This is a genomic window from Phytohabitans sp. LZ39, from assembly GCF_059359075.1.
This window is the reverse complement of sequence record NZ_JCADBM010000026.1, coordinates 138,671-165,409: the sequence shown is the minus strand read 5'-3', so window position 1 is coordinate 165,409 and position 26,739 is coordinate 138,671. Positions and strand designations below refer to the sequence as shown.

The 26,739-nt window shown below is 70.8% G+C and carries 28 protein-coding genes; 7 read left to right on the top strand and 21 right to left on the bottom strand.

What is annotated here, in order from left to right; genetic code table 11:
• Positions 1-342: 342 nt before the first annotated feature.
• Together AC5L36_RS37795 and AC5L36_RS37790 are read right to left on the bottom strand one after the other, a co-directional pair.
• The gene (locus tag AC5L36_RS37795; protein ID WP_441222251.1) at positions 343-1,008 is read right to left on the bottom strand and encodes a hypothetical protein; all 666 of its coding nucleotides are present in this window, start codon (positions 1,006-1,008) and stop codon (positions 343-345) included.
• A 128-nt stretch (positions 1,009-1,136) separates the two neighbouring features.
• Positions 1,137-1,895, bottom strand: a complete 759-nt coding sequence (locus tag AC5L36_RS37790) for a hypothetical protein (protein WP_441222250.1) — start codon at positions 1,893-1,895, stop codon at positions 1,137-1,139.
• A gap of 53 nt (positions 1,896-1,948) precedes the next feature.
• Between AC5L36_RS37790 and AC5L36_RS37785 the strand changes: the two genes are divergently transcribed.
• Complete coding sequence (locus AC5L36_RS37785; RefSeq protein ID WP_441222249.1) at positions 1,949-3,088, top strand: DNA recombination protein RmuC; 1,140 nt, start codon at positions 1,949-1,951, stop codon at positions 3,086-3,088.
• A gap of 56 nt (positions 3,089-3,144) precedes the next feature.
• Here the strand turns inward: AC5L36_RS37785 and AC5L36_RS37780 are convergent, their stop codons facing one another.
• Positions 3,145-4,149 (bottom strand): 4-hydroxy-3-methylbut-2-enyl diphosphate reductase, encoded by a 1,005-nt coding sequence (locus tag AC5L36_RS37780; RefSeq protein ID WP_441222248.1) that lies wholly within the window; start codon positions 4,147-4,149, stop codon positions 3,145-3,147.
• 51 nt (positions 4,150-4,200) lie between these two features.
• Between AC5L36_RS37780 and xseA the strand changes: the two genes are divergently transcribed.
• Both xseA and AC5L36_RS37770 read left to right on the top strand, forming a co-directional pair.
• Complete coding sequence (gene xseA / locus AC5L36_RS37775; RefSeq protein ID WP_441222247.1) at positions 4,201-5,430, top strand: exodeoxyribonuclease VII large subunit; 1,230 nt, start codon at positions 4,201-4,203, stop codon at positions 5,428-5,430.
• A 91-nt stretch (positions 5,431-5,521) separates the two neighbouring features.
• Positions 5,522-5,725, top strand: coding sequence for an exodeoxyribonuclease VII small subunit (locus AC5L36_RS37770; RefSeq protein WP_441222246.1), 204 nt, complete (start codon positions 5,522-5,524; stop codon positions 5,723-5,725).
• A 614-nt stretch (positions 5,726-6,339) separates the two neighbouring features.
• On the opposite strand, the gene hpxZ is transcribed toward AC5L36_RS37770, so the two are convergent.
• From hpxZ to AC5L36_RS37740, 6 genes are all read right to left on the bottom strand, one after another.
• On the bottom strand, positions 6,340-6,738 hold the full coding sequence (gene hpxZ / locus AC5L36_RS37765; RefSeq protein WP_441222245.1) for an oxalurate catabolism protein HpxZ: 399 nt from the start codon (positions 6,736-6,738) through the stop codon (positions 6,340-6,342).
• Between the two features lie 72 nt (positions 6,739-6,810).
• Entirely contained in the window at positions 6,811-8,397 is a 1,587-nt protein-coding gene (locus tag AC5L36_RS37760) for a regulator (protein WP_441222244.1), read from the bottom strand.
• Positions 8,394-9,065 (bottom strand): cysteine hydrolase family protein, encoded by a 672-nt coding sequence (locus AC5L36_RS37755; RefSeq protein ID WP_441222243.1) that lies wholly within the window; start codon positions 9,063-9,065, stop codon positions 8,394-8,396. Before AC5L36_RS37755 ends, AC5L36_RS37760 begins: the two co-directional genes overlap by 4 nt.
• Positions 9,062-9,754, bottom strand: a complete 693-nt coding sequence (biuH, locus tag AC5L36_RS37750) for a biuret amidohydrolase (protein WP_441222242.1) — start codon at positions 9,752-9,754, stop codon at positions 9,062-9,064. Before biuH ends, AC5L36_RS37755 begins: the two co-directional genes overlap by 4 nt.
• A gap of 56 nt (positions 9,755-9,810) precedes the next feature.
• On the bottom strand, positions 9,811-10,476 hold the full coding sequence (locus AC5L36_RS37745) for a GntR family transcriptional regulator (protein ID WP_441222241.1): 666 nt from the start codon (positions 10,474-10,476) through the stop codon (positions 9,811-9,813).
• 5 nt (positions 10,477-10,481) lie between these two features.
• A complete protein-coding gene (locus AC5L36_RS37740) occupies positions 10,482-11,015 on the bottom strand; it encodes a DUF4245 domain-containing protein (RefSeq protein ID WP_441222240.1) in 534 nt (177 codons plus the stop codon).
• A gap of 101 nt (positions 11,016-11,116) precedes the next feature.
• On the opposite strand from AC5L36_RS37740, the gene glpX reads away from it, so the two are divergent.
• Positions 11,117-12,142, top strand: coding sequence for a class II fructose-bisphosphatase (glpX, locus tag AC5L36_RS37735; RefSeq protein ID WP_441222239.1), 1,026 nt, complete (start codon positions 11,117-11,119; stop codon positions 12,140-12,142).
• Positions 12,143-12,728: 586 nt separating this feature from the next.
• Here the strand turns inward: glpX and AC5L36_RS37730 are convergent.
• The 8 genes from AC5L36_RS37730 to AC5L36_RS37695 all read right to left on the bottom strand — a co-directional run bounded on the left by AC5L36_RS37730 (position 12,729) and on the right by AC5L36_RS37695 (position 19,689).
• Complete coding sequence (locus AC5L36_RS37730; RefSeq protein ID WP_441222238.1) at positions 12,729-13,565, bottom strand: phosphatidylinositol-specific phospholipase C/glycerophosphodiester phosphodiesterase family protein; 837 nt, start codon at positions 13,563-13,565, stop codon at positions 12,729-12,731.
• 74 nt (positions 13,566-13,639) lie between these two features.
• On the bottom strand, positions 13,640-14,608 hold the full coding sequence (locus AC5L36_RS37725; RefSeq protein WP_441222237.1) for an NAD(P)/FAD-dependent oxidoreductase: 969 nt from the start codon (positions 14,606-14,608) through the stop codon (positions 13,640-13,642).
• 73 nt (positions 14,609-14,681) lie between these two features.
• A complete protein-coding gene (locus tag AC5L36_RS37720) occupies positions 14,682-15,317 on the bottom strand; it encodes a rhomboid family intramembrane serine protease (RefSeq protein ID WP_441222236.1) in 636 nt (211 codons plus the stop codon).
• Between the two features lie 49 nt (positions 15,318-15,366).
• Positions 15,367-16,173: a S1 family peptidase gene (locus tag AC5L36_RS37715; protein ID WP_441222235.1), complete on the bottom strand. Its 807-nt coding sequence runs from the start codon at positions 16,171-16,173 to the stop codon at positions 15,367-15,369.
• A gap of 124 nt (positions 16,174-16,297) precedes the next feature.
• The gene (locus AC5L36_RS37710; RefSeq protein WP_441222234.1) at positions 16,298-16,990 is read right to left on the bottom strand and encodes an aggregation-promoting factor C-terminal-like domain-containing protein; all 693 of its coding nucleotides are present in this window, start codon (positions 16,988-16,990) and stop codon (positions 16,298-16,300) included.
• A 222-nt stretch (positions 16,991-17,212) separates the two neighbouring features.
• Complete coding sequence (gene phoH2, locus AC5L36_RS37705; protein WP_441222233.1) at positions 17,213-18,619, bottom strand: RNA 5'-3' helicase PhoH2; 1,407 nt, start codon at positions 18,617-18,619, stop codon at positions 17,213-17,215.
• A 441-nt stretch (positions 18,620-19,060) separates the two neighbouring features.
• Positions 19,061-19,366 (bottom strand): hypothetical protein, encoded by a 306-nt coding sequence (locus AC5L36_RS37700; RefSeq protein ID WP_441222232.1) that lies wholly within the window; start codon positions 19,364-19,366, stop codon positions 19,061-19,063.
• Positions 19,363-19,689: a hypothetical protein gene (locus AC5L36_RS37695; protein ID WP_441222231.1), complete on the bottom strand. Its 327-nt coding sequence runs from the start codon at positions 19,687-19,689 to the stop codon at positions 19,363-19,365. Before AC5L36_RS37695 ends, AC5L36_RS37700 begins: the two co-directional genes overlap by 4 nt.
• A gap of 280 nt (positions 19,690-19,969) precedes the next feature.
• Between AC5L36_RS37695 and AC5L36_RS37690 the strand changes: the two genes are divergently transcribed.
• From AC5L36_RS37690 to otsB, 3 genes are all read left to right on the top strand, one after another.
• On the top strand, positions 19,970-20,410 hold the full coding sequence (locus tag AC5L36_RS37690; RefSeq protein ID WP_441222230.1) for a helix-turn-helix domain-containing protein: 441 nt from the start codon (positions 19,970-19,972) through the stop codon (positions 20,408-20,410).
• Positions 20,411-20,579: 169 nt separating this feature from the next.
• Complete coding sequence (locus AC5L36_RS37685; RefSeq protein ID WP_441222229.1) at positions 20,580-20,972, top strand: hypothetical protein; 393 nt, start codon at positions 20,580-20,582, stop codon at positions 20,970-20,972.
• A 52-nt stretch (positions 20,973-21,024) separates the two neighbouring features.
• Positions 21,025-21,852, top strand: a complete 828-nt coding sequence (otsB, locus tag AC5L36_RS37680) for a trehalose-phosphatase (protein WP_441222228.1) — start codon at positions 21,025-21,027, stop codon at positions 21,850-21,852.
• A gap of 36 nt (positions 21,853-21,888) precedes the next feature.
• On the opposite strand, the gene AC5L36_RS37675 is transcribed toward otsB, so the two are convergent.
• From AC5L36_RS37675 to AC5L36_RS37660, 4 genes are all read right to left on the bottom strand, one after another.
• Entirely contained in the window at positions 21,889-22,659 is a 771-nt protein-coding gene (locus tag AC5L36_RS37675) for an isoprenyl transferase (RefSeq protein WP_441222227.1), read from the bottom strand.
• A gap of 33 nt (positions 22,660-22,692) precedes the next feature.
• Positions 22,693-23,802: a geranylgeranyl reductase family protein gene (locus AC5L36_RS37670; protein WP_441222226.1), complete on the bottom strand. Its 1,110-nt coding sequence runs from the start codon at positions 23,800-23,802 to the stop codon at positions 22,693-22,695.
• Between the two features lie 76 nt (positions 23,803-23,878).
• Positions 23,879-24,718 carry a hypothetical protein gene (locus tag AC5L36_RS37665; protein WP_441222225.1) on the bottom strand — a complete coding sequence of 280 codons (840 nt, stop codon included), beginning with the start codon at positions 24,716-24,718 and terminating at the stop codon, positions 23,879-23,881.
• Between the two features lie 19 nt (positions 24,719-24,737).
• The gene (locus AC5L36_RS37660) at positions 24,738-26,585 is read right to left on the bottom strand and encodes a phosphoenolpyruvate carboxykinase (GTP) (protein WP_441222224.1); all 1,848 of its coding nucleotides are present in this window, start codon (positions 26,583-26,585) and stop codon (positions 24,738-24,740) included.
• Between the last annotated feature and the right edge of the window lie 154 nt (positions 26,586-26,739).

Genomic DNA, 26,739 nt, shown 5'->3' with positions numbered 1-26,739 from the left:
GCTCCCGCCGGAGACCGCGCGGGTCGGCGGCGAGCTGGCGCTCGCCGAGATCCCCGACCCGCGCTGCCAGGTCCGCGCCGCAAGCCCGTCGGGGCGGACCTGCGGATGTGGCTCAGCATGTGGGCGGCGCTATGATCGTTCGCCCGGAAACCACACGACACGCCGGGAAGAGTGCGGGTATCGGGCGAACGATCATCGGTGGCGGCGAAGGTTTCGCCCCCGGGGCTTGTCCCGCGGAGCTAGCAGTGGACGGCGGGGATTTCGGCTCGCTCTGCGAGCCGCCGGCCGGGAGCGGTGCCCGCGGGAACGGGCGTCGCGGTAGCTCAAATCGTCAGGCCACGCTCAGAAGTCGGTCGGCCAGTCGCCGCGGATGAACCTCAGGCCGAGCAGGAACACGATCAGTGCGGGAAAGACCGCGAGCGTGACGGCCTGGAGCCGGTACTCGATCTGATGGCGGAGCAGCGCCAGCCCGTTGAGCGCGACGGCCACCGCGGCCGCCATCATGAAGCCGCCCCACCAGTCGGTGTCGCCGAAGTCGACGACGTCGGTATTCATGAGCAGGAAGATCACGCCGAGCGTGGTGCCGCAGAGCGCGAGAGTCGCGACCGTGCGGTGGAACGCCCTCGCGAGGGGGTGGTCCGGGCGCCAGATGTACGTGCCGGCGACCGCCAGCGTCGGCAGCATGATCATCACCGGCCAGCCCTCGGTCATGACGCCGAACATCAGCATCGCGCCGACCGTGAAGACGATCACGCCTACCCAGGCAACCAGGTAGCCCGTCATGGCCCGGCCGCCGCCGCGGGTCAGCAGCGGCGCGCCGGCCGCCGCGATGAAAGCGCCAGGGATCAGCACGAAGCCGGCCCACCAGTGGAAGTGCCCTGTGGCCTGCGCGATCGCCGTCACCGCTGCCGCACCGAACGCCACCGCAGCGGCCGCGAACCACCAGGCTCGCACCGGCCGGACCGCCACCGCCTGGCTCCCCACCCTCGAATGCGTGTCAACACTCACGCTAAAGAACTCTGCCCCGCCAGTGGTGCGAACACCATCCAGCTAGCCCTACCCTGGCCGCTCCGGCTGCCCTGCCCCTGTCCCGTCGATCCAGGGGCGACCCGCCACACGCCCGGCCCGGCGCCGCCTTAGAAGTCGCCGCCGCCGAAGTCGCCGCCACCGAAGCCGGCGTCGCCGCCCCAGTCGCCGCCGCCGTAGTCGCCTCCGTAGTCGCCGCCCGCGTCGCCACCGTCGCCCCCATCGGCGTCGGCGTCCATGCCGTCGCCCTCGGCGTAGCCGGGGTCGGCGAAGGCCGGCGAGAAGAGCGCGTCGAAGATCAGCAGGCCGCCGATCGCGCCGGCGGCACCGGCCAGGGCCGGCTTCCACCACGGCTGCGAGTACCAGCCGGCCGGCACCGGACGGCCCTGCACCCGCCCACCCGGGTAGTAGTACGGCGTGTCGTCGCCCGGCCGCGGCCCCGCCTTGAAGTGCTGGCCCCGCACGTCGACCTCGCGCTCCACGGTCAGCTGCCCGGCGCCCTGCGCGGCGGCCAGTGGCGGCAGGTCGGGGCCCGGGTCCAGCCCGAGCGCCACCCGTGCCGCCCGCGCGTACGCGAGCCCTTCGAGCGAGGTCTCCCGGGCCAGCGCGAACTGCCGCACCGTGCGCGCCTGCTCGAGCTGGCTGCCCGCGGCCGTGTACCGCTCACCCGCGTCGACCAGCGCCTGCCGGACTGCCGGCTCGTCGCCGTGCAGGTTCATGACCTGGCCACCCAGCCGCTCGTACCACCGCTGTGCCTCGGCCCGCGCGTCGCCCAGCTCCCGGGCGTGCCGTGCCGCGCTCGCCCGGCGCAGCCAGAACGCGCCGCCGGCGATCAGCACGACGAGCACGACCAGCAAGAACCACTCCATGTCACGACGGTACCCGGCCGAATTCGTCGTACTCGTTTGGCAAGCTCACGGACGTGGACATTTCGACGCTTGGTGTGGTGATCGTGTGTCTGGCCGCCGGGGGCGCCGTGGGGTGGCTGGCCGCGCGGGCCAGGGCCGGCGCGGAGATCGCCCGCCTCGACGCCACGCTGCACGCCACCCGCGAGGGTGAAGAGCGGCTGGAGCAGTCGATGCGCGCACTGTCCTATGAGGCCACGGCCCAGTCGCAGGAGGCGGTCGCGCGGGCGGTGGCGCCGCTGCACGAGACGCTGCGCCGCTATGAGCTGCGGGTGGCCGAGCTGGAGCGGGAGCGCGTCGACGCCTACGCGGAGCTGCGCGAGCAGGTGCGCTCGATGTCCACGGTCTCCGGCGAGCTGCGCACCGAGACCAAGCAGCTCGTGGCCGCGCTGCGGGCGCCGCAGGTCCGCGGGCGGTGGGGCGAGCACCAGCTGCGGCGCATCGTCGAGGCGGCCGGCATGCTGGAGCACTGCGACTTCGCCGAGCAGGTCACGGCCGCCAACGACATCCAGGGTGTCCGCCCCGACCTGGTCGTCAAGCTCCACGGTGGACGGTCCGTGGTGGTCGACGCCAAGGCGCCCTTCGAGGCCTACCTGGCGGCCATGGAGTCGCGCGACGAGCGCGGCCGCGACACCCACCTCGACCAGCACGCGCGCCACCTGCGCGGCCACGTCGACGCGCTGGCGGCAAAGTCGTACTGGTCGGCGTTCGAGCAGACGCCCGAGTTCGTGGTGCTCTTCATGCCGGCCGACCCGTTTCTCGACGCGGCGCTCCAGCGCGACCCGACCCTCCTGGAGCACGCCTTCGCCCGCAACGTGGTGCTCGCCACCCCCGCCACACTGATGGCGCTGCTGCGCACGGTGGCGTACGTGTGGCGCCAGGAGGCCCTGGCCCGCAACGCGGTGGCGGTGCACACGCTGGCCCGCGAGCTGTACGGGCGGCTTTCCACGCTCGGCGAGCACGTGAGCCGGCTGGGTGGGGCGCTGGGTGGCGCGGTGAGCGCGTACAACCGGGCGGTCGGCTCACTGGAGGCGCGCGTGCTTGTCAGCGCCCGCAAGCTCGCCGAGCTGGGCGTCTCCGACGACGAATTGCCCGTGCCGCCCCAGGTCGAGCTGGCTCCCCGCCAGCCTCAAGCGCCGGAGCTGGTCTCCGACTGAGCGGGCCGCGGTCGCCCGTGATCAAAGTCGTTGGCACGACTTGAGAGAAGCTTTGATCACGCCGTGCGCGACGCGGCCGCCGCCTTCATGTCGCGCTTGAGCTCCTGCGGGAGGGAGAAGATCAGCCGCTCGTCCGCGGTGGTCACCTCGGAGACGTCGGCGAAGCCGCGCGCGGCGAGGTGCTCCAGCACCTGCGTGACAAGCTCGTCGGGCACGCTGGCACCCGACGTGACGCCGACCGTGGTGGCGCCCTCCAGCCACTCGTCGGCGATCTCGTGCGCGTAGTCGACCAGGTGGCCGGCGCGCGCCCCGGCGTCGAGGGCCACCTCGACCAGGCGCACCGAGTTGGACGAGTTGCGCGAGCCGACGACGAGCACCACGTCGCACTCCGGCGCGATCTCCTTGACCACGTGCTGGCGGTTTTGCGTGGCGTAGCAGATGTCGTCGCTGGGCGGTGACTGGAGCAACGGCAGCCGCTGCTTGAGCCGGGCCACGGTCTCCATCGTCTCGTCGACGGAGAGCGTCGTCTGGGAGAGCCACACCACCTTCGAGGGGTCACGCACCGTCACCTTGTCGGCGCCCTCGGGGCCGTCGACGAGCTGGACGTGCGCGGGCGCCTCGCCGGCCGTGCCGATGACCTCCTCGTGGCCCTCGTGGCCGATGAGCAGGATGTCGTAGTCGTCGGCCGCGAACCGCCTGGCCTCGTGGTGCACCTTCGTCACCAGGGGGCAGGTCGCGTCGATGGCCTTGAGCGAACGCGCCTTGGCCTGCTCGTACACCTCCGGGGCGACCCCGTGCGCCGAGAAGATCACGGTGGCCCCCTCGGGGACCTCCTCGTTTTCCTCGACGAAGATGGCGCCCTTGGCCTCGAGCGTCGACACCACGTGCTTGTTGTGCACGATCTGCTTGCGCACGTAGATCGGCGGCCCGTAGAGCTTGAGCGCCTCCTCCACGGTCTGCACCGCGCGGTCGACGCCGGCGCAGTATCCGCGGGGCTTGGCCAGCAGCACGCGCTTGCGGATCTCGGTCACCCGGCCATCGTACGTGCCGCTCCGCCCCACCCGCCGTGGTCGAGACCCGGATTACGCCGTTCGACACATAGGCTGGCCTGCGTGACGCAGCCCGAAGCCCCGAAGAGCACGCCCGAGGAGCCCTGGCCGGTCCGGGTGGTCAGCCAGAAGATCGGCTCGTGGGTATCCAAGCTCGGGTGGGTCTGGGTGGACGGCCAGGTGGCCCAGATCAGCCGGCGCCCGGGCGCGAGCACCGTCTTCCTCACCCTGCGTGACCCGTCCGCCGACCTCAGCCTGACTGTTACGACAAACCGGGATGTACTGGACATCGGCGCCCCGGAGCTCAACGAGGGCGCCCGGGTGGTCCTGCACGCCAAGCCCGAGTTCTACGCCGCGCGGGGCACGCTCAGCCTGCGCGCCGACGAGATCCGCCAGGTGGGGCTGGGTGAGCTGCTGGCCCGCCTGGAAAAGCTGAAGAAGCTGCTGGCCGCCGAGGGACTATTCGCGCGGGAGCGCAAGCGGCGGCCCCCATTCCTGCCGGCGCGCATCGGGCTGATCACCGGACGCTCCTCGGCCGCCGAGCGCGACGTGCTGACCAACGCCCGCCGCCGGTGGCCGGCGGTGGAGTTTCGCGTGGTCAACGTCGCGGTGCAGGGCCCGACCGCCGTACCCCAGATCATCGACGCGCTCAAAGTGCTCGACGGCGACGACACGATCGACGTGATCATCATCGCGCGCGGCGGCGGGAGCGTCGAAGACCTGCTGCCCTTCTCCGACGAGGCGCTGTGCCGCGCGGTCTTCGACTGCCGCACACCGGTGGTCAGCGCGATCGGCCACGAGACGGACATCCCGCTGCTCGACTACGTCGCCGACGTGCGCGCCTCCACGCCCACCGACGCCGCCAAGCGGATCGTGCCCGACCTGGCCGAGGAGCTGCGCCTCATCGGCCTCGCCCGGCAGCGGCTGGGCCGCGCGGTGACCGGCCTGCTCGACCGCGAGCAGCACCGCCTCGACTCGATCCGCTCCCGCCCGGTCCTGGCCCGCCCACAGGTCATGATCGAGCAGCGTGCGACCGAGGTGGCCGCCCTCCGCGACCGCACCGCACGCACGCTCGACCACAAGCTCGCCGCGGCCGCCGGCGACCTCCGCCACACCCTCGCCCGCCTGCGCGCGCTGTCACCCGCCGCGACACTCGAACGCGGATACGCCATCGTCCAGCGCGCCGACGGCCACGTCGTCCGCTCACCCTCCGACGTGGCCAAGGGCGACGACCTGCGGCTACGGCTCGCCGAAGGCGACCTGTCCGCCCAGGTGACCGACTCACCCGCGTAGGGTGACCGACCATGAGCGAGCGGAGCGAGCGAATCATCAGACTCAGTGCGCTTGGAGCCTCGTGGCCGCCCGCAGCGAAGCGAGGACGGCCATGAGCGACACCCAGTTGAGCTACGAGCAGGCCCGCGCCGAGCTGGCCAGCGTGGTCGAGCGGCTGGAGGCCGGCGGCGGTTCGCTGGAAGAGTCGCTCGCGCTGTGGGAGCGCGGCGAGCAGCTGGCCGACATCTGCCAGCGCTGGCTCGACGGCGCCCGCGCCCGCCTCGACGCCGCGAAGGCCGCCCGCGAAGAAAACTGAGCAAGCCCCGGACATCTACCCGGGCCGCGTCAGCGGCGGACCGCCGCTCCCGCCGGAGACCGCGCAGGCCGGCGGCTCGCGGAGCGAGCCGAAACCCCCGACCTCCGCTGCCAGGCCCGCGGTGCAAGACCAACCCGCGCGCCCACAGTGGACAGGTGAGGCCGCGGGACGAGCAGCGGACGGGTGAGGCGCGGGACCAGCGGTCCGGACCCATGCCACTCGTCTCGAACGGATTTTCCTGCCCGCACAGGGTGGGCCGGCCTCGCCGGCCACCGTCTGTGACGCAGCGTCAGCAAGCTGAGGTAGGAACGTCGAGATCTAGGGCAGTTAGGGTTGAAATAGCGCCCAAGCTCTCCAAGATCTCGAATCTCGGGCCGTGCGCACGGCGGCGGCGGTTACTCAGAGCAACGGAGCCCCGTTTCACATCTCCGCCGCCTGTCCGGCAACAGGCATTGTGGACAAACACCGCTGCACCGCGGGCCGCGCACCCGCCGCAGGCAAAGAGTGACCGCGACCAAACGCGGGGGTGAGCGCGACCAGCGGCGGACGGGTGAGGCCGCGGGAGCAGCGGTCCGGACCACGGCGGATATCGCGGTAGCTCAGAATCTCTTCGGTTATCGGTCTGGCCCCACGACCGACGCCGCCGGCTCGGAGACGTGGGCGGCCACGATGCGCCAGCCCGACGGGAGGCGCACCCAGGTCTGCGACTGCCGGCCCACGGCGGTGCCGCCGGGGTAGTCGAACAGCGTGTTGACCACGGCGTAGTCGGCGCCGAACGTGGCGATCCGGGTCTCCCTCAGCCGCCGGCCGGGCGGGAGTGGCGGCTGTGCCCACCGCCAGACCCGCTGCTCCTCGATGCCCACCTGGTGGTCGGCGATGCCGAAGCGGATGGTCTCCGGCGACTGCCAGAAGAAGTCGACGATCCGGTCCGGCTCGCCGGAGACGAGAGCGTCCTCGTACGCGGCGAAGGCGGCGGCGACCTCGGCCACCACGTCGGGCCGGTTGATCTCCATGCGGCGTGTGTCCTCTCGTGGGGATGGGGCGGCGGTCGCGGCGGGCCCCGCGACCGACGCCCCACGTGTGGGTCAGGCGGCCGGTGCCGCGGCCTTTTCCAGGTCCGGAGCTGGCCGGGGTGCGGGCACCTCGGCGCCGACCTCGTCCGGCTCGGGCTCGCGGGGTGGCACCTTGCCGAGCGCGAACACCACGCATACCACCGCCACGAAGAGGTAGCCGAGGGCGACCTGCCCGTTGGCGTTCCACTCGACCTTCTCGCCGTGGATGAGGCCGACGAACGAGAGCACCGTCCCCGAGCCGGCGAAGACAGCCGCGTGCCAGAAGCGCTTGTCGATGACGAACGCGACGATCGCGCCGAGCACGAGGCCCGCCAGGATCGCGCCCTGCCCCAGCACGAGCAGGCCGTGGTAGAAGACGCCGGCGCCCTCCAGCGCCTCGTCGCCGACCTGTGCCGCCGAGGTGCCGGCCGCGGCGAGCGCGTTGTCCATCTGGCCGCTCGCCCAGGAGGCGATGTTGGGGATCAGCGCGGCGACCACCGCGGCCGCGTGCGCCCGGGGTGTGGCCTGGAAAGCCTGCGCGCCGATCAGTAGTCCTATGTAGAGCAGGATGGGCACGATGGCGGGCGTCGGCAAGAGCGCGCCGAGCAACCCGAACATGCCGAGGAAGCAGAGCAGCGCGATGACCACTCCGGTCGCCATCGAGTAGCCGGTGCGGCCGCCCGCCGCCTTCCAGCCTGGGTGTCCAACGTAGACGGCCGGCGGGAAGGGCGAGCCCAGCGCCGATCCGATGACCGCGCCGGCACCGTCCGCGAGCAGCACGCTGCGCAGGTTGTAGTTGTCGCCCGCCGTCGCCGCACTCTCCACATTGGTCATCGCCTCGGTGAAGTTGTAGACGCCCAGCGGGATCGCGGTCGCCAGCAGCGGCGCCATGTCGCCGAGCCCGTCGAAGAGCAGACCGAGCTTGAGATCCGGCACCGCGACGGCGATGTCGCCCGCGGCCGACGAGACGTCCGGCACCGACATCGCGCCGCCGATCCAGCCGATCGCGGTGCCCAGCAACAGCGCGGCGAGGCCGATCGGGATGTTGCCGGGCAGCTTGACGTCGGTGAGCAGGCCGACGAGCAGCAGCGCGAAGACCGGCAGCGCGATCCAGGCCATGTCCCACATCTGCGCGGCCGGGTTCATCGAGATGAACGTGATGGAGATGCCGGCCAGCGTGCCCAGCAGCGCGGCGCGCGGCGCGTACTTGCGGATGTACGGCCCGACGAACGCTCCAATGAGGACGATCACGCCGATGATGAACGCCCATGCCAGCCCTGCCTGCCACGCCCGCAGCGGGTCATTGGTGCGCAGGTAGATCGGCAGCATGATCACGAAGATCACGATGAACATGTGCGGCACGCTCGGCCCGTACGGCATGGCGGTCACGTCCGTGCGCCGCTCCTTCCGGGCCAGCCGCCGCGCCAGGTACGTGTAGTAGATGTTGCCGAAGACGAGCGCGACGCCGAGCGCCGGCAGCACCGTGCCGAAGACGTCGCCCGAAGCCATGTGCACGACGCCGATGCACAAGCCGGTCAGTGTGAGCACGTTGACCAGCACGTTGACGCCGAAACCGAAGAAAGCGTTGGTGTCCCCGCGCACCCAGTACGGAAGTTTCACGACTCCTCCTGAAGAGCCCTGAGCACGTCGGTCGAGTCGGCGACCCAACCGAAGATCCCACCCTGTGCGGCGATCATGTCGAGCCCCACCCGCTGGAACTCCGGGAAGTAGGACCCGACGCAGTCGGCGAGCACGAGGCACTCGTACCCGCGGTCGTTGGCCTCGCGGACCGTGGTGTGCACGCAGACCTCGGTGGTCACGCCGGTGACGACGAGGCTCGCCACCTTGAGCTCCTCCAGCAGCGTGCCGAGGTCGGTGGCGTAGAAGGCGCCCTTGCCGGGCTTGTCGACGACTGGCTCACCCGGCGCGGGCGCGAGCTCGTCCACGATGTCGTGGCCGTACTCGCCGCGTACCAGGATGCGGCCCAGCGGCCCCTCGTCGCCGATGCGCATGCTTGGCGCACCCCGGGCGAGCTTGGCCGGCGGGCAGTCCGAGAGGTCGGGAAGGTGCCCCTCGCGGGTGTGGATGACCGGCAGCCCGGCCGCCCGCCAGCCGGCGAGCAGCGCCGCGAGCGGTGCGATCGTGCGGCGGAGCTGGCCGACGTCGTTGCCGAGCGCCTCGCCGAAGCCGCCCGGCTCCAGGAAGTCGCGCTGCATGTCGATGACCAGCAGGGCGGTGCTGGCCGGGTCGAACGCGAACGGTCCCGGCCGCGCCTCGACCGCGATCACGAGGTGGCCTCGATGACCGCGTCGGAGGTGGCGACGCAGCCGAAGACGCCGCCCTGCATGGTGACCATGTGCAGCGCGGCGGCGTGGTTGCCCGCGTCGGTGGCGCCGGTGCAGTCGGAGAGGATCAGGCACTCGTACCCGCGGTCGTTGGCCTCGCGCATGGTCGTGTGCACGCACACGTCGGTCGTGATGCCGGTGAGGATGAGGTGCGTGATGCCGTGCGTACGCAGCACGAGGTCGAGGTTGGTGGCGTAGAAGGCGCCCTTGCCCGGCTTGTCGATCACCACCTCGCCTGGTGCCGGCGCGACCTCGGGCACGATCTCCCAGCCCGGCTCGCCCTTGACGAGGATGCGCCCGCACGGCCCGGCGGAGCCGATCTCGGCACCGATCTGGGCTGAGCGCCAGCGCTTGTTGGGCGGTAGGTCGGCGAGGTCCGGGTCGTGCCCCTCGCGGGTGTGTATGACCAGCATGCCGAGGTCGCGAACGTGCGACAGCAGCCGCTGGGTCGCGGGCAGTCCGGCCCGCGTGAGGGCGATGTCGTAGCCCATGCTGTCGACGTAGCCACCGGGTCCGCAGAAGTCGGTCTGCCAGTCGATGCAGAGCAGGGCGGTGCGCGCGACCGGAGCCGCGCCGTCGTACGGCCAGAGATAGGGGTCGGCCTTGACGGGCCCGATGGTTGAGCCTGGCATACAGTCGATTGTCGACCGTACCGTTTCCCACCAAAGTCGCTCAGGTAACGGCGCAATTACGCCAGGTAGGAGCGGGCGCCATGGCCGGCCAGCTCGGCGAGCATCGCGTCCGGGTCGCCCGCCGCGGCCGCCGCCAGCAGCCGCTCGTGCCGGTGCACGCCGTCCTCCGGCTGGGCCACCTCGGCCTCGCGGCTCAGGTTTCGGGCCATGTAAAGCTGGAGCTTGACCAGGACCGACTCGTACATCGCGCTGAGCTGCCGGTTTCCGGCGAGCGCCACGACCGCGACGTGAAAGTGGCGGTGTGCCTCGGCGATCCGCAGCCGGTCGCCGGCCCGGGTCGCCTCGCGCATCTGGTCGAGGGCCGCGCGCAGCCCGGCCAGGTCGGCGTCCCGTCGCAGCGGCAGCGCGGCGGCGATCGCGTGGCGCTCCAGCACGTCGCGGACGTCGTAGAGCTCCTGGACGTCGCGGTCGGAGAGCGTGGCCACCCGCACACCCCGGCGTGGCACGTGCTCGACCAGCCCCTGCTCGGCCAGCCGGCGCAGTGCCTCGCGCAGCGGCGCCCGGCTGATCCCGAGGCGGCGGGTGAGCTGCTCCTCGACCAGCCGCTCACCCGGATCGGTGCGGCCGCTGAGGATCTCGCGCCGCAGGCGCAGGACGGCCAGCTCCACGAGGCTGAAGCTCTCCAGCTCGCCGTCGACGGACGCGGCTCCGAGGTCGGTCACGGCATTCAGCGTACGGCCGTGGCCAGCTCGCGCTGCTCCTCCTCATGGGCGCCACCCACGATGACGATCGTCCGATCGCGCTCCAGGAGCACCAGCGCCCGCTCGCCGGGACGCGCCGTGTAGCGCTGCCAGCTCTGCCCGTCGAGCTTGATCGTGCCTGCCGGCCGCCCGCTCTTGGTCAGCTCGGCGGGCAGCAGCTTTTCCGGCGACACGTCGCTCTGGATCAGCTGGAGGCCGGCGCCATCCGGCGTCACGTACCCGAGGCGGAGGATCTGGCCGCCCTCCGTCTTCTGGAAGACGGCGCTGATCGTCCGCCAGTCGTCGCTGAGCCCGGTGGGCTCGGCGACCGGAAACGCGTTGGCCGAGCGCGCCTGCGCCACCGCCGGCGCGGTGTCGACCTCGACCGGCTTGTCGCCGCCCTGGACCACCCGGTAGATCAACACCACCAGCAGCACGGGGACGAGCAGCACGATCAGCGACAGCACCATGTCGCGCGGCGTGCGCGAGTTGGCGACGGGCGGCGGCGTCGGCTGGTCCACGTAACCATCTTCTCAGTACGCCGACCGAACGGGCGTTCAGCCCCCGGCCATGAAAAGATTTGGGCAGCCCAACACCCCGCAGCGTCGCGAGGAGGACCGTCATGGCCCAGGACCGCATCCCCCAGGATCTCGACCGCAACCTCGCCCTCGAGCTGGTCCGGGTCACCGAGGCGGCGGCCATGGCGGCCGGCCGGTGGGTCGGCCGCGGCGACAAGGAAGGCGGCGACGGAGCCGCCGTAGACGCCATGCGCAAGCTGATCAACTCGATCCAGATGCGCGGCGTCGTGGTCATCGGCGAGGGCGAAAAGGACAACGCGCCGATGCTCTTCAACGGCGAGCAGGTCGGCGACGGCAGCGGCCCGGAGGTCGACGTGGCGGTCGACCCGATCGACGGCACCACGCTGATGAGCAAGGGCATGCCCAACGCGATCGCGGTGTTGGCCGTGGCCGAGCGCGGCGCGATGTTCGACCCCAGCGCGGTCTTCTACATGGAAAAGCTGGCCGTCGGCGCCGACTGCGCACATGTGATCGACATCAACGCCGGCGTGACCGAAAACCTCCGCCGCATCGCCAAGGTCAAAAACTCCGGCATGTCCGACGTGACGGTCTGCATCCTCGACCGTCCGCGGCATGAGCATCTGGTACACGAGGTACGCCAGACCGGCGCCCGCATCCGCTTCATCTCCGACGGCGACATCGCCGGCGCCATCTCCGCCGCGAGCGAGCAGTCCGATGTGGACGTGCTGGTCGGCATCGGCGGCACACCCGAGGGCATCACGGCCGCGTGCGCGCTCAAGTGCATGGGCGGTGCGATGCAGGCCAAGCTCTGGCCCCGCGACGACGCCGAGCGCGAGAAGGCGCTCGCCGCCGGCCACGACCTCGACCGCGTGCTCACCACAGACGACCTCGTGACCGGCGACAACTGCTTCTTCGTGGCCACCGGCATCACCACCGGCGACCTCCTCAAGGGCGTGCGCTACCGCGCCGGCGGCGCCTACACCCAGTCGATCGTCATGCGCTCCAAGAGCGGCACGATCCGCGTGATCGACTCATATCACCGCTTGGAGAAGCTAGCCCTCTACTCCGCCGTCGACTTCGACGGCCGCCCACTCGCCGACCTCACCTGAGGCGAGTGGTAGCCGGCCTGGGCCCGCCGCACCTGCTGGCGAGCTTCCGGGGCCTCGAAACATTTTGAGTATTCGAGCTACCGCGATGTCCGCGGTGGTCCATGCCGTTGCTCCCCGATCCACGATGGAAAAACCGCGCGCGTCGCCCGCTGGACGCGTTCTATCGAGCTTTCGGCGTGGAGGTGGCTGCGGCAGGCGCGGCCACGAAACCCCGATTCGAAAGGCAAAGTCGGGCGTCCTCCTTGATCGGCTCTGGCGCCGATCAAGGGATAGCTGGGTAGCGCAAGATCAGGGATCTTGACGGGGCGTGTGGGCTTGTCCCGCGGCCCCGGCAGCGGAGCGTCGGGGTTTCGGCGAGCGCCAGCGACGCCGAAACCCCGACCGGAGCGGTGCCCGCGGGAGCATACGGTCTACAACTGACACGGACGCGGGCAAATCAGCTTGAAACCCTCACGACAAGCGCAACCCCGCATCCAAACCTCTCCGGAGACGGTATGCGCGTCGCGCACGTCACCGGACACGGGTGTCCGTGGCGAAAACATGCCCCCACAGGGGCCAAGAATCGCCACGGACGCCCGTGATGAGGCTAGGCGCGGAGGAAGGCTTCCAGACCTGCCAAGTCGTCGGTGTTGATGTGGTCGACGTCGGCGGCGATCAGCTCGCGCCAGACCGCGTCGCGCTCCGGGCCGGGCAGGTCTGGCGTGGCCCAGAAGCGGACCCGCTGGCCGTTGGCGTGCGCGGCGGCAACGGCCTGGTGCAGGAAGGCGCGCTCGCCGGCCGGCATCGGGCCCACGCCCCGCCAGGTGAAGACGCCGGTCCAGTTTTCGCTGATCAGCGGCATGAACGAGGCTGGCGCGCCGCCGCCGAGGTCCGGGCCGCGACCGTCGTAGAACGCGCGGCGCACGGTCTGGCTCTCCATCAGCTCGCGCGGGCGGTCGCCGCTGATCACGACGGTGACCGCGTCCTGGTGGACCTTGCCGTACGCGTACGTGGTGAGCATGGAACTGTAGCGCCGCAGCACCTTGTCCAGCTGGGTGTAGGTGGCCGCGCCGGTGTTCTTGATGTCGACCAGGAGCTGGAGCTGCTGCTTGCTGCCCCGGAAGACGGTGCCGTGGTTGGCCCGGACGCGGCGGGCCAGCGGGTCGAGGTAGAGCTTTTGCAGCGTGCGGCCCGGCACGATGTCTTCCGGGTCGTGCGCGACGAGCAGCTCGCCGTCGATGAGGAAGATGTCCGCCTCGACGCTGGTGAAGCCGTGGCTCAGCGCGTCGAACAGCGGCCGCTCGTGCTCGTAGTCGTTGTGCGCGTGGGCGCGCGGCAACGGCTTGTCGGGCCGGCCGTGGTGTCCACCGGCCTGTGCGGCCGGCGCCGCGGTGGCGACGAGCGCGCCGGCGACCGCCAGCACGGTGAGTACGCGTCGGAACATCGAGATTCTCCCCCGTTTCGATGGGTGCCAACAAAACAGGACCCTAGTGAACGAAGGTGAATCTGTGGTGACGATCAACCCGCGTCGGACGAATGACCTGGGAAGAGGTGGGCGCCCGGGTCGATGGCGACGGCGGCGTTGTTGACCGCGGTGGCCGCCTCGCCGAAGCCGGTCGCGATCAGCCGCACCTTGCCGGGGTACTCGGCGATGTCACCGGCCGCGAAGACGCGTGGGCGGTTGGTCAGCATGGTGCTGTCGACCTTGATGTGCCGCTTGTCGAGCTCGAGGCCCCACTCGGCGAGCGGGCCGAGGTCGGCGGTGAAGCCGAGCGCCGCGACGACCGTGTCGACCGGGATGGTCTCGGCGCTGCCGCCCTTGACCGTGATGTCGGCGCCGGTCACCCGCTCCTCGCCGTGCAGCTTGCTCACCTCGGCGTTGACCACGATGCGCACCGGCAGCTGCTGCACGCGGGCCACAGTCGCCGCGTGGGCCCGGAACTTTTCCCGGCGGTGTACCAGCGTGATCGACTTGGCCAGGGGCTCCAGCGCGAGCGCCCAGTCGAACGCCGAGTCGCCACCGCCGACGATGAGCACGTCGTGGTCGGCCAGGTCGGCGAGGCGGGGCACGAAGTAGACGAGGCCGCCGCCGGTGAACGCGGCCGCGGCCGGCAGTGGGCGCGGGCTGAAGCTGCCCAGGCCGCCGGTGATGATGATGGCGCCGCATTGCAGCTTTTCTCCGCCGCCGAGCGAGAGGAGCGGGCGCTCGTCTACATAGGACAGCTCTTCGGCGCGGGCGCCCAGGATGTACTCCGGGTTGTAGGGCGCGGCCTGCTCGACGAGGTTTGCCACGAGGTCTCGGCCCTTGATCACGGGAAAGCCGGCGACGTCGTAGATCGCCTTCTCCGGATACATCGCCGTGACTTGGCCGCCCGGCTCGGGCAGCGCGTCGATGACCGCCACCGAGAGCCCGCGGAACCCGGCGTAGTACGCCGCGTAGAGACCCGTGGGTCCGGCTCCCACGATCGCGACATCGACCTCGCGCATGCGTCCACCGTAGCCTTCCGTAGGCACCCAACTGGTCCAGACGGTAGGCACACCCGCCAGCGCCCGGCAAGGACTACATCAGCGGGTAGGACGAGTCGGCCCGCTTTCGCCGGAAGAGGATCGCCGCGACGAGGCCGCCGATGAAGCCGAAGAGGTGCCCTTGCCAGGAGACCTGGGGGTCGGAGGGCAGGATGCCGCCGATCAGCTGCCAGCCGTAGAGCAGGCCGACGAGGAAGACCACCCCGAGGTTCCACCAGCTGCGCTCGACGAGGCCGCGCATGAGCAGCAGGCCGAGGTATCCGAAGATGACCCCGCTCGCGCCCACGACGATCGTGTTGGGGTTGCCGGTGAACCACACGCCGAGGCCGCTGGCGAAGACGATGAACAGGGTCGAGAACAGGAACCGCCTGGCACCCGCGGCCAGCACGAACGTGCCGAGCAGGATCAGCGGCACGCTGTTGCTGTAGAGGTGGTCGAAGCCGTGGTGCAGAAACGGTCCGAAGAAGACGCCGTCGAGACCCTCGATGCGGTGCGGCACGATGCCGACACTGGAGTCGAACGGGTTGCCGAGCCACCCGTCCAGCGCCTCGATCGCGAAAAGCACCGGGATGACCGCGCACATCGCCACGAACGCGCGCCCCAGCGAGGCGTAGAACGCCTCCGTGCCGAAGCGGTTTGGATCGCCGCTTGAGGTGCCGCCGTAAGCCACGCTCCCGTTGCTACCAGGCCGCGGCGGCCACCGCCAAATGAGCGAGCGGTCAGCTCAATTCACGCGTCTTGCGCTCGATCACTTCGGCGAACTTGGAGACCTGCGTGTAGACGCCGGGGTAGTCGCGGCGGGCGCAGCCGATGCCCCAGCTCACGATGCCTACGTGGACCCACTCGCCGGCCGCGTCGCGGCGCACCATCGGCCCGCCCGAGTCGCCCTGGCACGCGTCGACGCCGCCGCGCCGGGTGTCGCCCGCGCAGATCATCTCGCTGGAGACGTACGGGTAGCCGGCGTCCCGGTACGCCCGGCCGCACTGGCGGTCGCTGACGAACGGGACCTCGGCCGTGCGCAGGTAACGCTGCTGGGTCGTCGAGCCCTCCCGGGTCGCGCCCCACCCCATGATCGTGAACATGCCGTGGTCGGACGACCCGTCGGCGGCGCGCGGGAGCAGCGGCAGGTCGATCTCCTGGGCGAGCTGGATCAGCGCCCAGTCGTCGCCCCGGGTGGCGTCCCGGAAGCCGGGCGCGCGGACCACGTACCGCGACTTGACCCGGATCGCGTCCGGCGAGTGCTGGTCGACCGAGCCGGCGATGATCGTGAGGCCGCTGTAGAAGCCGGTGCGCTCGACGCAGTGCGCGGCGGTGAGCACCACCCGCGGGGCGGTCAGTGCGCCGGCGCAGCCGACCGAGAGGCGCACCACCCAGGGAAACTGCCCGTCGTCGGCGAGCTCGCCGCCGACGATCTCGGTATGTGGCGTGGGCGGGGGTACGGGCGCCGCCGCGGCCGCACCGGCCGCCGCGATCGAGCCAACCATCGCGCCGGCGACCAGCGCGCCGAGCCACCCGGCACCACGCATGCGAAACCCTCCGATATAGGCAGTTCGCCCAGTATGGACGGTTGGTCCGCACAATCCTTGTCACGAAACGCCAGAAAGGGTACGCACCGGCGAGGTGCGCACCCTTTCCGCGATCGTCAGCGGGTCAGTACCAGCCCACGTCCTGCGAGTGCGCCCACGCGCCGCAGGGATCGCCGTACCGGCCCTTGATGTAGCCCAGGCCCCACTTGATCTGGGTCGCCGGGTTGGTCTCCCAGTCGTCGCCGGCCGACGACATCTTGCCGGCGGGTAGCGCCTGCGCGATGCCGTACGCCCCGGAGGAGGGGTTGCGGGCCTTGTGGTTCCAGCCGCTTTCCTTCGTCCACAGCTTGTCCAGGCAGGGGAACTGGTCGAGCTTGAAGCCGCTCTGGAGCATGATCGCGCAACCGATCTTGCGGTTGCCGCTGTACTGGTTGCAGGAGGTCGGGATCGGGCCCGTGTACGGCTTCGTCGCCGTGTTGTTCTCCTGCTCCTTCTCTTCCTGCTCCTCGCGCTTTTTGCGGCTCGCCGCCTCGGCGGCCTTCTTGGCCCGCTCGGCCTCGGCCTTCGCCGCGGCGGCCGCCTTCTCGGCGGCGATCCGCTGGGCCTCACGCTGGTGCGCCGTCGCGATCATGTGTTCGCGGTGGCGCTCCTTGACGTACTCGATCTCGTCCTGATCGGCATCGGCGGCCAGCTGAGCGCTGATCCCTTGCTGCTGGGTTTCCTGGTCCTGCGCCAGGTAGTAGCCACCGCCGATGCCCGATGCGAGCAGTGCGAGGGCCAACGCCCGGATGCCGAACCGGCTCCACAGCCGACTCACGAAGTGTCCCTTCGTCGGGGGCAAGGACACGGTGCGGACAGCGGTAAGGGGGACGGCTGTCCGCGCCGTGGGCACCTGCCCCTCGACCGACGAAAGGTGCCGGTGTGGCGCGGGTGCCCGCAGGACACCATTGCGCACAGTGAGACGGTTGGGGAAGCGCGTCAGCTCTTTGTGACTTGCGCCACGCCGTTTACCAGGGCAAATATGGACAGAATCCGAGCCCTACCGCGGGATGTCCTCCAGCAGATCGGTGACCACCTCGGCGATGGGTGACCGCTCCGACCGGTTGAGTGTGACATGCGCGAAGATCGGGTGTCCTTTCAGGGCCTCGATCACGGCGGTGACACCGTCGTGGCGGCCGACCCGCAGGTTGTCGCGCTGGGCCACGTCGTGGGTGAGCACCACCCGCGAGCCCTGGCCGATCCGGGACAGGACGGTCAGCAACACGCCCCGCTCCAGTGACTGCGCCTCGTCGACGATCACGAACGCGTCGTGCAGGCTGCGGCCCCGGATATGGGTCAGCGGCAGCACCTCGAGCATGCCGCGGCCCATGACCTCGTCCATCACGTTTTCGTGGACCACGGCGCCCAGGGTGTCGAACACCGCCTGGGCCCACGGCGACATCTTCTCCGACTCCGAGCCGGGCAGGTAGCCGAGCTCCTGGCCACCCACGGCGTACAGCGGGCGGAAGACGATGACCTTCTTGTGCTTGCGCCGCTCCATCACGGCCTCGAGGCCGGCGCAGAGCGCGAGCGCGGACTTGCCGGTGCCGGCCCGCCCGCCGAGCGACACGATGCCGATCGACTCGTCGAGCAACAGGTCGAGCGCGACCCGCTGCTCGGCCGAACGCCCCCGCAGGCCGAACGCCTCGCGGTCGCCGCGCACCAGGCGCACGGTCTTGTCGGGCAGCACCCGGCCCAGCGCGGAGCCGCGCGAGGAGTGCAGTACGAGGCCGGTGTGGCACGGCAGCCCGGCGGCTTCGTCGACGTCGAGTGCCTCGCCCGCGTACAGCCGGTTGACCTGATCCTCGGTCAGCTCCAGGTCGGCCATGCCGGTCCAGGTCGGATCGCTGGCCTGGCCGTGCCGGTACTCGTCGGCGTCGAGGCCGACCGACGCGGCCTTGACCCGCAGCGGCATGTCTTTGCTCACCAGCGTGACGTCGCGCCCCTCGGCCGCGAGTCCAAGGGCGACGGAGAGGATCCGCGCGTCGTTGGACTCGTTGCGAAAGCCCTGCGGCAGCACGGACGGGTCGGCGTGGTTGAGCTCCACCCGCAGCGTGCCGCCGAGGTCGTTGACCGGCAGCGGTGCGTCCAGGCGGCCGTGCTTGATGCGCAGCTCGTCGAGCATCCGCAGGCACTGCCGGGCGAACCAGCCGAGCTCCGGGTGGTGTCGCTTGCCCTCCAGCTCGGAGATGACGACCAGGGGGAGAACCACCTCGTGCTCGTTGAACCGGTAGAAGGCCGCCGGGTCGGACAGCAGCACCGAGGTGTCCAGCACGTACGACTTTGTGGCCGGCTCCGTAGGAGCGGGCTCGGCCGTAGCGGCGCGGGTGGACTTCGGGCGGCGGTTGGGGGGCGTGGCGGCTGGGTCCTGGTTGGTGGCCCGGGGGTTGGTACGGCGAGTCGTCACAGGCCTGCTCCGGCGAGCGTGCACCCGGAACGCCCGCGATCCGCCTCGTCCGGTGCCCGGAGTCACGGGGTCGGATGCGAGGTCCCGTGGCGCTAAAACGCAAGGTCCCGGGCCGGCCGGATGGCTTGGGATGACCCCGCGCCATGGGTAGAAGCTAACCGGCCAAGGCCAACTTGGGCTAGTACACGCCGGGCGGCGCGCCGTGATGAAACCCCTACAGTGCGCTGGAACCGGGACCACCGGCCCGCCGGTGGTCCCGGGGCTGAGTGCGACCAGCGCCACGTTTTTGGCGCCGGCCCGCCCGACCCGAGGGCGGCTGCAAACCCAGGGTCGGACGGGCCGGCTGGGAGGGGCCGACCAGGATGCGTGCCCCCTGCGCGCATCCCGGTCGGCGAGTCGTACGACCACCGGTCTGGCCGTACGACCCCCTGAGGGAGCCGTTCACCCCACGCGAGTGGAGTGCCTTCCGCCGTTGGACACGGCTCCCACGAATGAGGCGCTGGTGTACGTGGTTCCCTGCCGCACCACCACCGGCCTGTTCAGCGGCTTGCCGTCCGCTGGTGGGGGTTTGGCCGCCTGCGCCTCACGGCGTCGCCGGTTCCAGGCCCCGCGATCGCCGTCCAAATAGCCTTGTCGGTACCCGAACCGGTAGCCGATGCGATAGCTCAGCTGGCCGTGCAGCCGGCCGGCCGCGTAGCTCGAAGATCCCAGAAGCAGCACGAAGAACAGGGCGAAGAAGGGGCTCATGGATCGACCTCGGCATCCAGCAGCCGACTGATGTCCGTCATGCTCACCTCCTCGACGAGCTCCACGCTTATCCGGCACCCGCCGAGTACCACCTCCGCCACCGACGACCGGCGGATGTCGCCTCCCGCGTCGTACACGCGCACGCTCAACTCGGGGCAGCCAAGGTGGGTCCGCCAGGAATCCCACTCCGACCGGTTGCCGACGTTGAGCGACACGTAACGCGAGCCACGGGCCAGGTACAGCCGCCAGGGGGCACTCAGCCCGGCCGCAACGCCTTCGGCGATCAGCCCGAAGGCATCCGCTCGCGTCTCAACCTCGGTCATCCGTCGCCTCCTGCCCCTTGCCTCCCTGTCACGCATACGTGACACCATTGACTACTATTCGTCCCAAGCACGTGACAGAGCGTACGGCGTCTCATACGCGTGACAGCATCATCTTTTCGGCCGATATGTGCGAGACATACAGACGACCTACCCTAACGGCGTGGCACCCCTCAAGAGAAGGAAATACCGGGTACGCGATGTTGATGATGACCCGTCACGCGCACGGGACAGTGCCGGTTCACGAGAAAGTGGGCCGGCGAACTGGCCGTACCGTCACCCGGTGCCGGACAGCACGCCTGGGCGAAAGATCGCTTTCGCCGCATTCGTACGTAAAGCGCTGGCAGACGCGCGCGCGACCCGAGCCTGGACCGGTTCCGAGGTGGCCCGCCGCACCGGCGTGTCCCGCCAGACCATCAACAGATGGGTCCGCGGCGAGTGGGCCAGCGACCCCGAGGCGGAGCGGGTGGTGGCCTTCTGCGAAGGCCTCGGCATCAACCCGACCGTCGCCTTCGGCGTGCTCGGCTGGGCCGACGCCGCCCCCACCCGACCGGCACCGACGGCACCGCCGATGGACCCCGACGTGGAGGCGTTGCTGCGCCGCCTCGTCGACCCCAACGTCTCCGATGCCGAGAAGTTCCACATTAGGGAGACCGTCCGGTACCTCGCCTACCGGCCGCCAGTCCCCTCCGACTCCCGCAAAGGCCGCAAAAGGGCCAGCTAGGCACGCCAAGTCTCCAAATGGCGAAAGAAGGCTGGCCTTGCTGTCGCAAACTGCTGTGCCTGGACGCACGGCGGGTTACCGTCCACTTCGTACTGCTTGGGCTCGTCGTCGGCGGGGGGACGGGACAAGGCCGGACACAGCCCTGCGGGACAAGAGGAGGGGGTCTTCCATGCCCCTGAAATGGAGCGCGGTCGTCGTCGCCACCGTCGCGGTCACCCTGTGCGTGACCGCCAACATTTTGGTCGGAGTGCTGAGCTCGCGACAGGTGCCAATCGTGGTCAACCTGTTCGCTGTCGCCGTTGCCGCAGTGACGACGCTCGTCGCCGTGATGGCCGAGTTCTACCAGCGGGTCAACGACCGGCTGAGCGCGATTAGCGAGTTTCTGGTCGTCCGCTTGGCGGAGCTCGACGACCGCACCGGCGACCGCAACACCGGCTTCGTCGAGGGGTACCTGCTGGGCCAGGGCCACGACAGCGGCCCCATGGGCGCGGGCGGCGAGGGCAGCGTCGTCCAGCTGGGATTCCGCTCCGGCCGGCGGGCCATGACCGGAAGCGACGACTGATCCGTTACTCGACCGTCGAACGCCAGGTCATTCATTCGGTACGCTGACGCCCGTGCGGCCGAACGATGCGGGTAACCAGCGCCCGTCCCGTCCCCTGACCGCGGACCAGGCGTGGCAGATCACCAGCGCCCGGGCCGCGGAGTGCGTGCTCTTCTTCGACTTCGACGGTGTGGTGGCACCGGTTGGCGACGACCCCAACGCGGTCCAGCCGGTGCCTGAGGTCATGGCCGCCATCGCCGGCCTCGCCGAGTCGGTGCAGCGCGTCGCGGTGGTTTCCGCGCGCCCGGTCGACTTCCTGCGCGAGCGCTTCGGCCACCTGACCGACGTAGACCTGTATGGCTTGTACGGCCTCGAGCACAGCCACGGCTCGGGCGAGACGGTCACCGAGCCGGCCGCCCTGCCGTGGGTGCCGATGATGGCCGAGCTCGCCGAGCGGGCCGGGGTCGAGCTGCCCGAGGGCACCCTGGTCGAATACAAGCGGCTGTCCGTCGCCCTGCACTACCGCACCAATCCCCACCTGGCCAAGCAGGTCGACGCGTGGGGCCGGGCGGAGGCCGAGCGGCTGGGGCTGCGCGTGCAGACCGGCCGCATGGTGATCGAGATCAAGCCCCCGGTCGACCGCGACAAGGGCATGGTCATCCGCGACGTCGCGTCCACGGCCGGCTGCGCGTGGTACTTCGGGGACGACGTGTCGGACATCAAGGCGTTCGACGCGCTGCGCGAGCTGGAGGCGGCCGACGACCGCTTCTTCGGCATCCGCGTGGCGGTGGCCAACCCGGAGACCGGGCAAGAGGTGGCCCGCGCCGCCGACCTGACCATCGACTCGCCACAGGCGCTGGGCAAGTTTCTCGCCGAGGCGCTGGAGACGCTGCGCGCCTGACTCACCGGTCAGTCAGGCCGCGCCCTGAGCGACGGCTCAGGCGCCGTAACGGCGCTGGCGCTGCCCGTACGCGCGCAGGGCGCGGAGGAAGTCGATGTGGCGAAAGTCGGGCCAGTTCATGTCGCAGAAGTAGAACTCCGACTGCGCCGACTGCCACAGCAGGAAGCCGGACAGCCGCTGCTCGCCGCTGGTCCGGATGATCAGGTCGGGGTCGGGCTGGCCGCGCGTGTACAGGTGCTCGGCGATGTGCTCCACGTCGAGCACCTCGACCAGCTCTTCGATCGTGCCGCCGGCCTGGGCGTGCTCGGTCAGCAGCGACCGCACCGCGTCGGCGATCTCGCGCCGGCCACCGTATCCGACCGCGAGGTTGACCTGGGCGCCGCCGGTGCGACCAACGGTGCGCTCCTGTGCCGCCTTGAGCACGGTGGCGGTCTCGCCGGGCAACACGTCGAGCGCGCCCACGACCCGCAGCTGCCACGGGTTGCCGTCTTCGGCGAGCTCGGTCACCAGGTCTTCGATGATCCGCAGGAGGGGCTCCAGCTCGCCCGCCGGCCGGCGCAGGTTGTCCGTCGCCAGCAGGTAGAGCGTGATGTGACCGACATTGGCCCGGTCGCACCAGTCGAGCAGATGCTTGATCTTCACGGCGCCCATGCGGTGGCCGTCGTTGGGGTCGATGAACCCCATCTCCTTGGCCCAGCGCCTGTTGCCGTCGCACATCACGCCGACGTGACTGGGCACCGGCTTGCCGATCAGCTTCCGGGTCAGCCGCCGCTCGTACACCGAGTAGACAAGGCTCCGCAGATTCACCTTATGCAGAGTAGGGCTTACCGGACCGATCCACTACCGTGCGGCGAACCCGATCCGTACCAATGTGCGGGCATCCAGCAGTCCCTCGCCGAGCCCCAACTCGGCCAGCGTGCCGAAGACACGGGCGTCCTGGGCGGCCGCGCGCACCGCGGCGTCGACCATCCGCTGGCGGCCGCCGAGCCACGCCGCGGCGCGGCTGTGACGGAAATGACGGCCGAGCCGGCGGCGCAGCGCCGCGGTGTACCGCCCGGCCACGCCCTCGCCCCGCGCGGCGGCCGCACCGGCCAGCGCGCCGGACAGCACCGCGTAGAAGATGCCTTCGCCGGTGAACGGATTTATCAGCGAGAGCGCGTCGCCGGCAAGCACCATCCGGCCCCGCCCCGCCGGTGGCCGCCGCGTGGAGAGCGGCAGGTGGTGTGCGCGCAGCCCGGTCACCCCGGCGGGGTCGAGGCCGGGCAGCAGCGCGGCCATCCGGTCGAGCAGGTGGGCGCGGGTGAGCGGCCGGCCGCGCAGCACCTCGCCGTATCCGATGTTGGCCCGCCCGTCGCCGATCGGAAACGACCACGCGTACGCCGGCCAGCCCGCGCTCGACGTCACGATCAGCTGCTCGACCACCGGCCGGGCCGGCGCGTAGCCGCGCATCGCGATCGCGAGGTGGCCGTCGGGGTTGGGCGCGAACCCCAGCGCCCGCCGCACCACCGACCCGGCGCCGTCCGCGCCGACCAGGGCGCGGGCGGTGAAGGCGCCGTCGACCACCACCTGGCCGTCGCGCTCCGCCAACTCGCGGACGGTATGCCGGCGCAGCTCCGCACCGGCGGCCACCGCGGCCTCCACCAGCCGCGCGTCGAAGACCTTCCGGGGCACCGTGTACGCCGGCCGGGGCAGTGTCCGGGCGACCTCCGCGCCACTCGGACTGACGAGCCGCAGCACGGGCACCGGCGGGTAGCCGTCGACCGGGTCGGGCACGCCGAGCCCGGCGAGCACGTCGACCGCGTGCGGCGCGATCCCGTCACCGCACGGCTTGTCGCGGGGGAAGTCAGCGCGGTCGAGCAGCAGCACACTCGCACCGGCCCGGCGCGCGGCGAGGGCGGCGCTCGCCCCGGCCGGCCCGGCACCCACGACGGCCACGTCATAATCGCTCATGGCCGTCCTCGCTTCGCTGCGGGCTGCCACGAGGCTCCAAGCGCACCGCGCCCGATGATTCGCTCGCTGCGCTCGCTCATCGCGCCCGCCAGATGCCGTAGTGGGTGAGGCCGGCGGCCACGACCAGCGGCGCGCCGTCCCGGATCAGGCCGTCCGCGCCCAGCAGCCACCAGCACAGCGGCAGGTCTACGAGTAACACGAGGGCGGTGATACCCCACATCAGGCCGCGTGCCCATCGGCGGCCGCGCAGCATGAAGAAGGTGGTGGGCAGTACCACGTTGCTCACCCCGAGCGCGACAAGAAACCACAGCACCACGGCCGACAGCGCGAACGGGCCGTGGTCCGGGATCGCGCCGATCGACACGAGGCACGGCACCAGCATCAGCGGCGCGTACGTGAACGCGGCCACCCGCGCGGTCAGCAGCCACCCGGTCGCCTGCGGCCGCCGGGGCGCCGCCTCCTGCCAGGAGACGCCCTTGCGGTCGATCACCAGGCGGCTCGGGTGGCGGACGAGGTAGCCGCCCACCGAAGGCGATCGGTAGAGCAGCAGCACCACGGCCGCGCAGAGGAGGGCGAGGCCGGCGAAGCCCGCGACGCCGGGCAGTGCCGGCAGCCCGTCGCGCGGCACGAGCAGGCGTCCGACCGCGAAGACCGTGGTGACCGCGAGGATCAGGCCGAACGGCTTGGCACCGGCCCGCCCCCGCCGCACGTGCCAGATCAGGATCAGGAAACCGAGCGCGCGGAGCATCGCCCAGCCGGTGCGCACGGCGAGCCCGAAGCCCTGCTCGTCGGTGTACCACCAGTTGAGGGCCTCGGTCGCGACGGTGGCCGCCGCCGTCGCGACGAGCAGGACCACGAGGGCCCGGACCGCCGGCGGCCGCCGGACCGGGGTCACGGCGGCACGCGTGGCGGTCACCCGCCCAGCTTCCCTGGGATCAGGGAGCGGCGTCCAGCCTTGCCTTCAGGGCGTCGAGCTCCGCCCAGAGCACGCCCGGCAGCTTGTCGCCGAACTTCTCGAACCACTCGGTGACCTGCGGAATCTCCGCCTTCCACTCGGCCGGGTCGACGCGCAGCGCGGCCTCGATGTCGGCCCGGCTCACGTCGAGGCCGCTGAGGTCGAGCGCGTCCGGCGCCGGCACGTGGCCGATCGGCGTCTCGACCGCGGCACCCCGGCCCTCCAGCCGCTCGACGATCCACTTGAGCACGCGGGAGTTTTCCCCGAAACCGGGCCAGAGGAAGCGGCCGTCGTCACCCCGGCGGAACCAGTTGACGTAGAAGATCTTTGGAAGTTTTTCGGGGTCGCCGGCTCCGTCTCCAGCGCCCTTGCCCATCTCGATCCAGTGCCGGAAGTAATCGCCGGCGTTGTACCCGATGAAGGGCAGCATGGCCATCGGGTCGCGACGCACGACGCCCACCTTGCCCGTCGCGGCGGCCGTGGTCTCCGAGGAGAGCGTGGCGCCGAGGTAGACGCCGTGCACCCAGTCGCGCGCCTCGGTGACGAGCGGGATCGTGGTCTTGCGCCGCCCGCCGAAGAGGATCGCGTCGATCGGCACGCCGCGCGGGTCGTTGTACTCCGGCGCGAGGATCGGGCACTGCGTGATCGGTGTGCAGAAACGCGAGTTGGGATGCGACGACAGCTCGCCGGAGTCCGGCGTCCAGTCGCCGCCGCGCCAGTCGGTGAGGTGCGCGGGTGGCTCGCCCATGCCCTCCCACCAGATGTCGCCGTCGTCGGTGAGCGCGACGTTGGTGAAGACCGAGTTGCCCACGTCGAGGGTGCGCATGGCGTTCGGGTTGGTCTTCCAGTCGGTGCCGGGCGCGACACCGAAGAGCCCGTACTCCGGGTTGGTGGCGTACAGCCGGCCGTCGTCGCCGAACCGCATCCAGGCGATGTCGTCGCCGATCGTCTCGACCTTCCAGCCCGGGATCGTGGGCTGGAGCATGGCCAGGTTGGTCTTCCCGCAGGCGGACGGGAAGGCGCCGGCCACATACCGCACGGTGCCCTCGGGCGAGGTGAGCTTGAGGATCAGCATGTGCTCGGCGAGCCACCCCTCGTCGCGCGCCATGACGCTCGCGATCCGCAGGGAGTAGCACTTCTTGCCGAGCAGCGAGTTGCCGCCGTAGCCGGAGCCGTACGACCAGATCTCCCGGGTCTCCGGGAAGTGCGAGATGAACTTGGTCTCGTTGCACGGCCAGGACACGTCGTCCTGGCCCGGCTCGAGCGGCGCGCCCACCGAGTGCAGCGCGGGGACGAACCAGGCGTCGTCGCCCATCGCCGCGAGCACCTCGGTGCCCATGCGGGTCATGACGCGCATCGAGGTCACCACGTACGGGCTGTCGGTCAGCTCGACGCCGAACATCGGCTCCGGCACGTCGAGCGAGCCCATGCAGAACGGGATGACGTACATCGTGCGGCCGCGCATGGATCCCCGGTAGAGCGCGGTCATCGTGCGCTTCATCTCGTCCGGCGCCACCCAGTTGTTGGTGGGGCCAGCGTCGGCCTCGTCGACCGAGCAGATGAACGTGCGCTCCTCGACCCGTGCCACGTCGGTCGGGTCGGTGCGCGCCCAGAACGAGTTGGGCTTGCGGTCGTCGGCCAGCCGCACGAACGTGCCCGCCTCGACGAGCTCGTCGGTGAGCCGGCGCCACTCCTCGGCTGAGCCGTCGCACCAGACGACCTCGTCCGGTGTCGTCAGCTCGGCCACCTCGCGGACCCAGGAGAGCAGTTTCCGGTGGTTGGTGGGGGCGTGATCGAGCCCTCGAACGGTCGCCGGTGGGGCCGTCATAACTGTCTCCTTTGGTCGACGTTGACCGGAAATCGGGATGCGCGGAGCGGGCGTGTCGGACGGTCCGACGCGCCGGTTCGAGTCATCGGGATTTCAACTCAGCGTAAGCCGAGGAGCGGGTCGGGGCAGCGTGGACGGTTGTGAAAATCTGCAC

What these genes read in the sequence shown, in the direction of transcription:
- AC5L36_RS37730 (WP_441222238.1), bottom strand. Translation starts at nt 13,565, where the DNA reads ATGTTCCGACGCGTACTCACCGTGCTGGCGGTCGCCGGCGCGCTCGTC.
- AC5L36_RS37685 (WP_441222229.1), top strand. Translation starts at nt 20,580, where the DNA reads ATGCCCCTGAAATGGAGCGCGGTCGTCGTCGCCACCGTCGCGGTCACC.
- AC5L36_RS37695 (WP_441222231.1), bottom strand. Translation starts at nt 19,689, where the DNA reads ATGACCGAGGTTGAGACGCGAGCGGATGCCTTCGGGCTGATCGCCGAA.
- AC5L36_RS37715 (WP_441222235.1), bottom strand. Translation starts at nt 16,173, where the DNA reads ATGCGTGGTGCCGGGTGGCTCGGCGCGCTGGTCGCCGGCGCGATGGTT.
- AC5L36_RS37670 (WP_441222226.1), bottom strand. Translation starts at nt 23,802, where the DNA reads ATGAGCGATTATGACGTGGCCGTCGTGGGTGCCGGGCCGGCCGGGGCG.
- biuH (WP_441222242.1), bottom strand. Translation starts at nt 9,754, where the DNA reads ATGCCAGGCTCAACCATCGGGCCCGTCAAGGCCGACCCCTATCTCTGG.
- AC5L36_RS37790 (WP_441222250.1), bottom strand. Translation starts at nt 1,895, where the DNA reads ATGGAGTGGTTCTTGCTGGTCGTGCTCGTCGTGCTGATCGCCGGCGGC.
- hpxZ (WP_441222245.1), bottom strand. Translation starts at nt 6,738, where the DNA reads ATGGAGATCAACCGGCCCGACGTGGTGGCCGAGGTCGCCGCCGCCTTC.
- glpX (WP_441222239.1), top strand. Translation starts at nt 11,117, where the DNA reads ATGGCCCAGGACCGCATCCCCCAGGATCTCGACCGCAACCTCGCCCTC.
- AC5L36_RS37725 (WP_441222237.1), bottom strand. Translation starts at nt 14,608, where the DNA reads ATGCGCGAGGTCGATGTCGCGATCGTGGGAGCCGGACCCACGGGTCTC.
- AC5L36_RS37660 (WP_441222224.1), bottom strand. Translation starts at nt 26,585, where the DNA reads ATGACGGCCCCACCGGCGACCGTTCGAGGGCTCGATCACGCCCCCACC.
- AC5L36_RS37770 (WP_441222246.1), top strand. Translation starts at nt 5,522, where the DNA reads ATGAGCGACACCCAGTTGAGCTACGAGCAGGCCCGCGCCGAGCTGGCC.
- AC5L36_RS37700 (WP_441222232.1), bottom strand. Translation starts at nt 19,366, where the DNA reads ATGAGCCCCTTCTTCGCCCTGTTCTTCGTGCTGCTTCTGGGATCTTCG.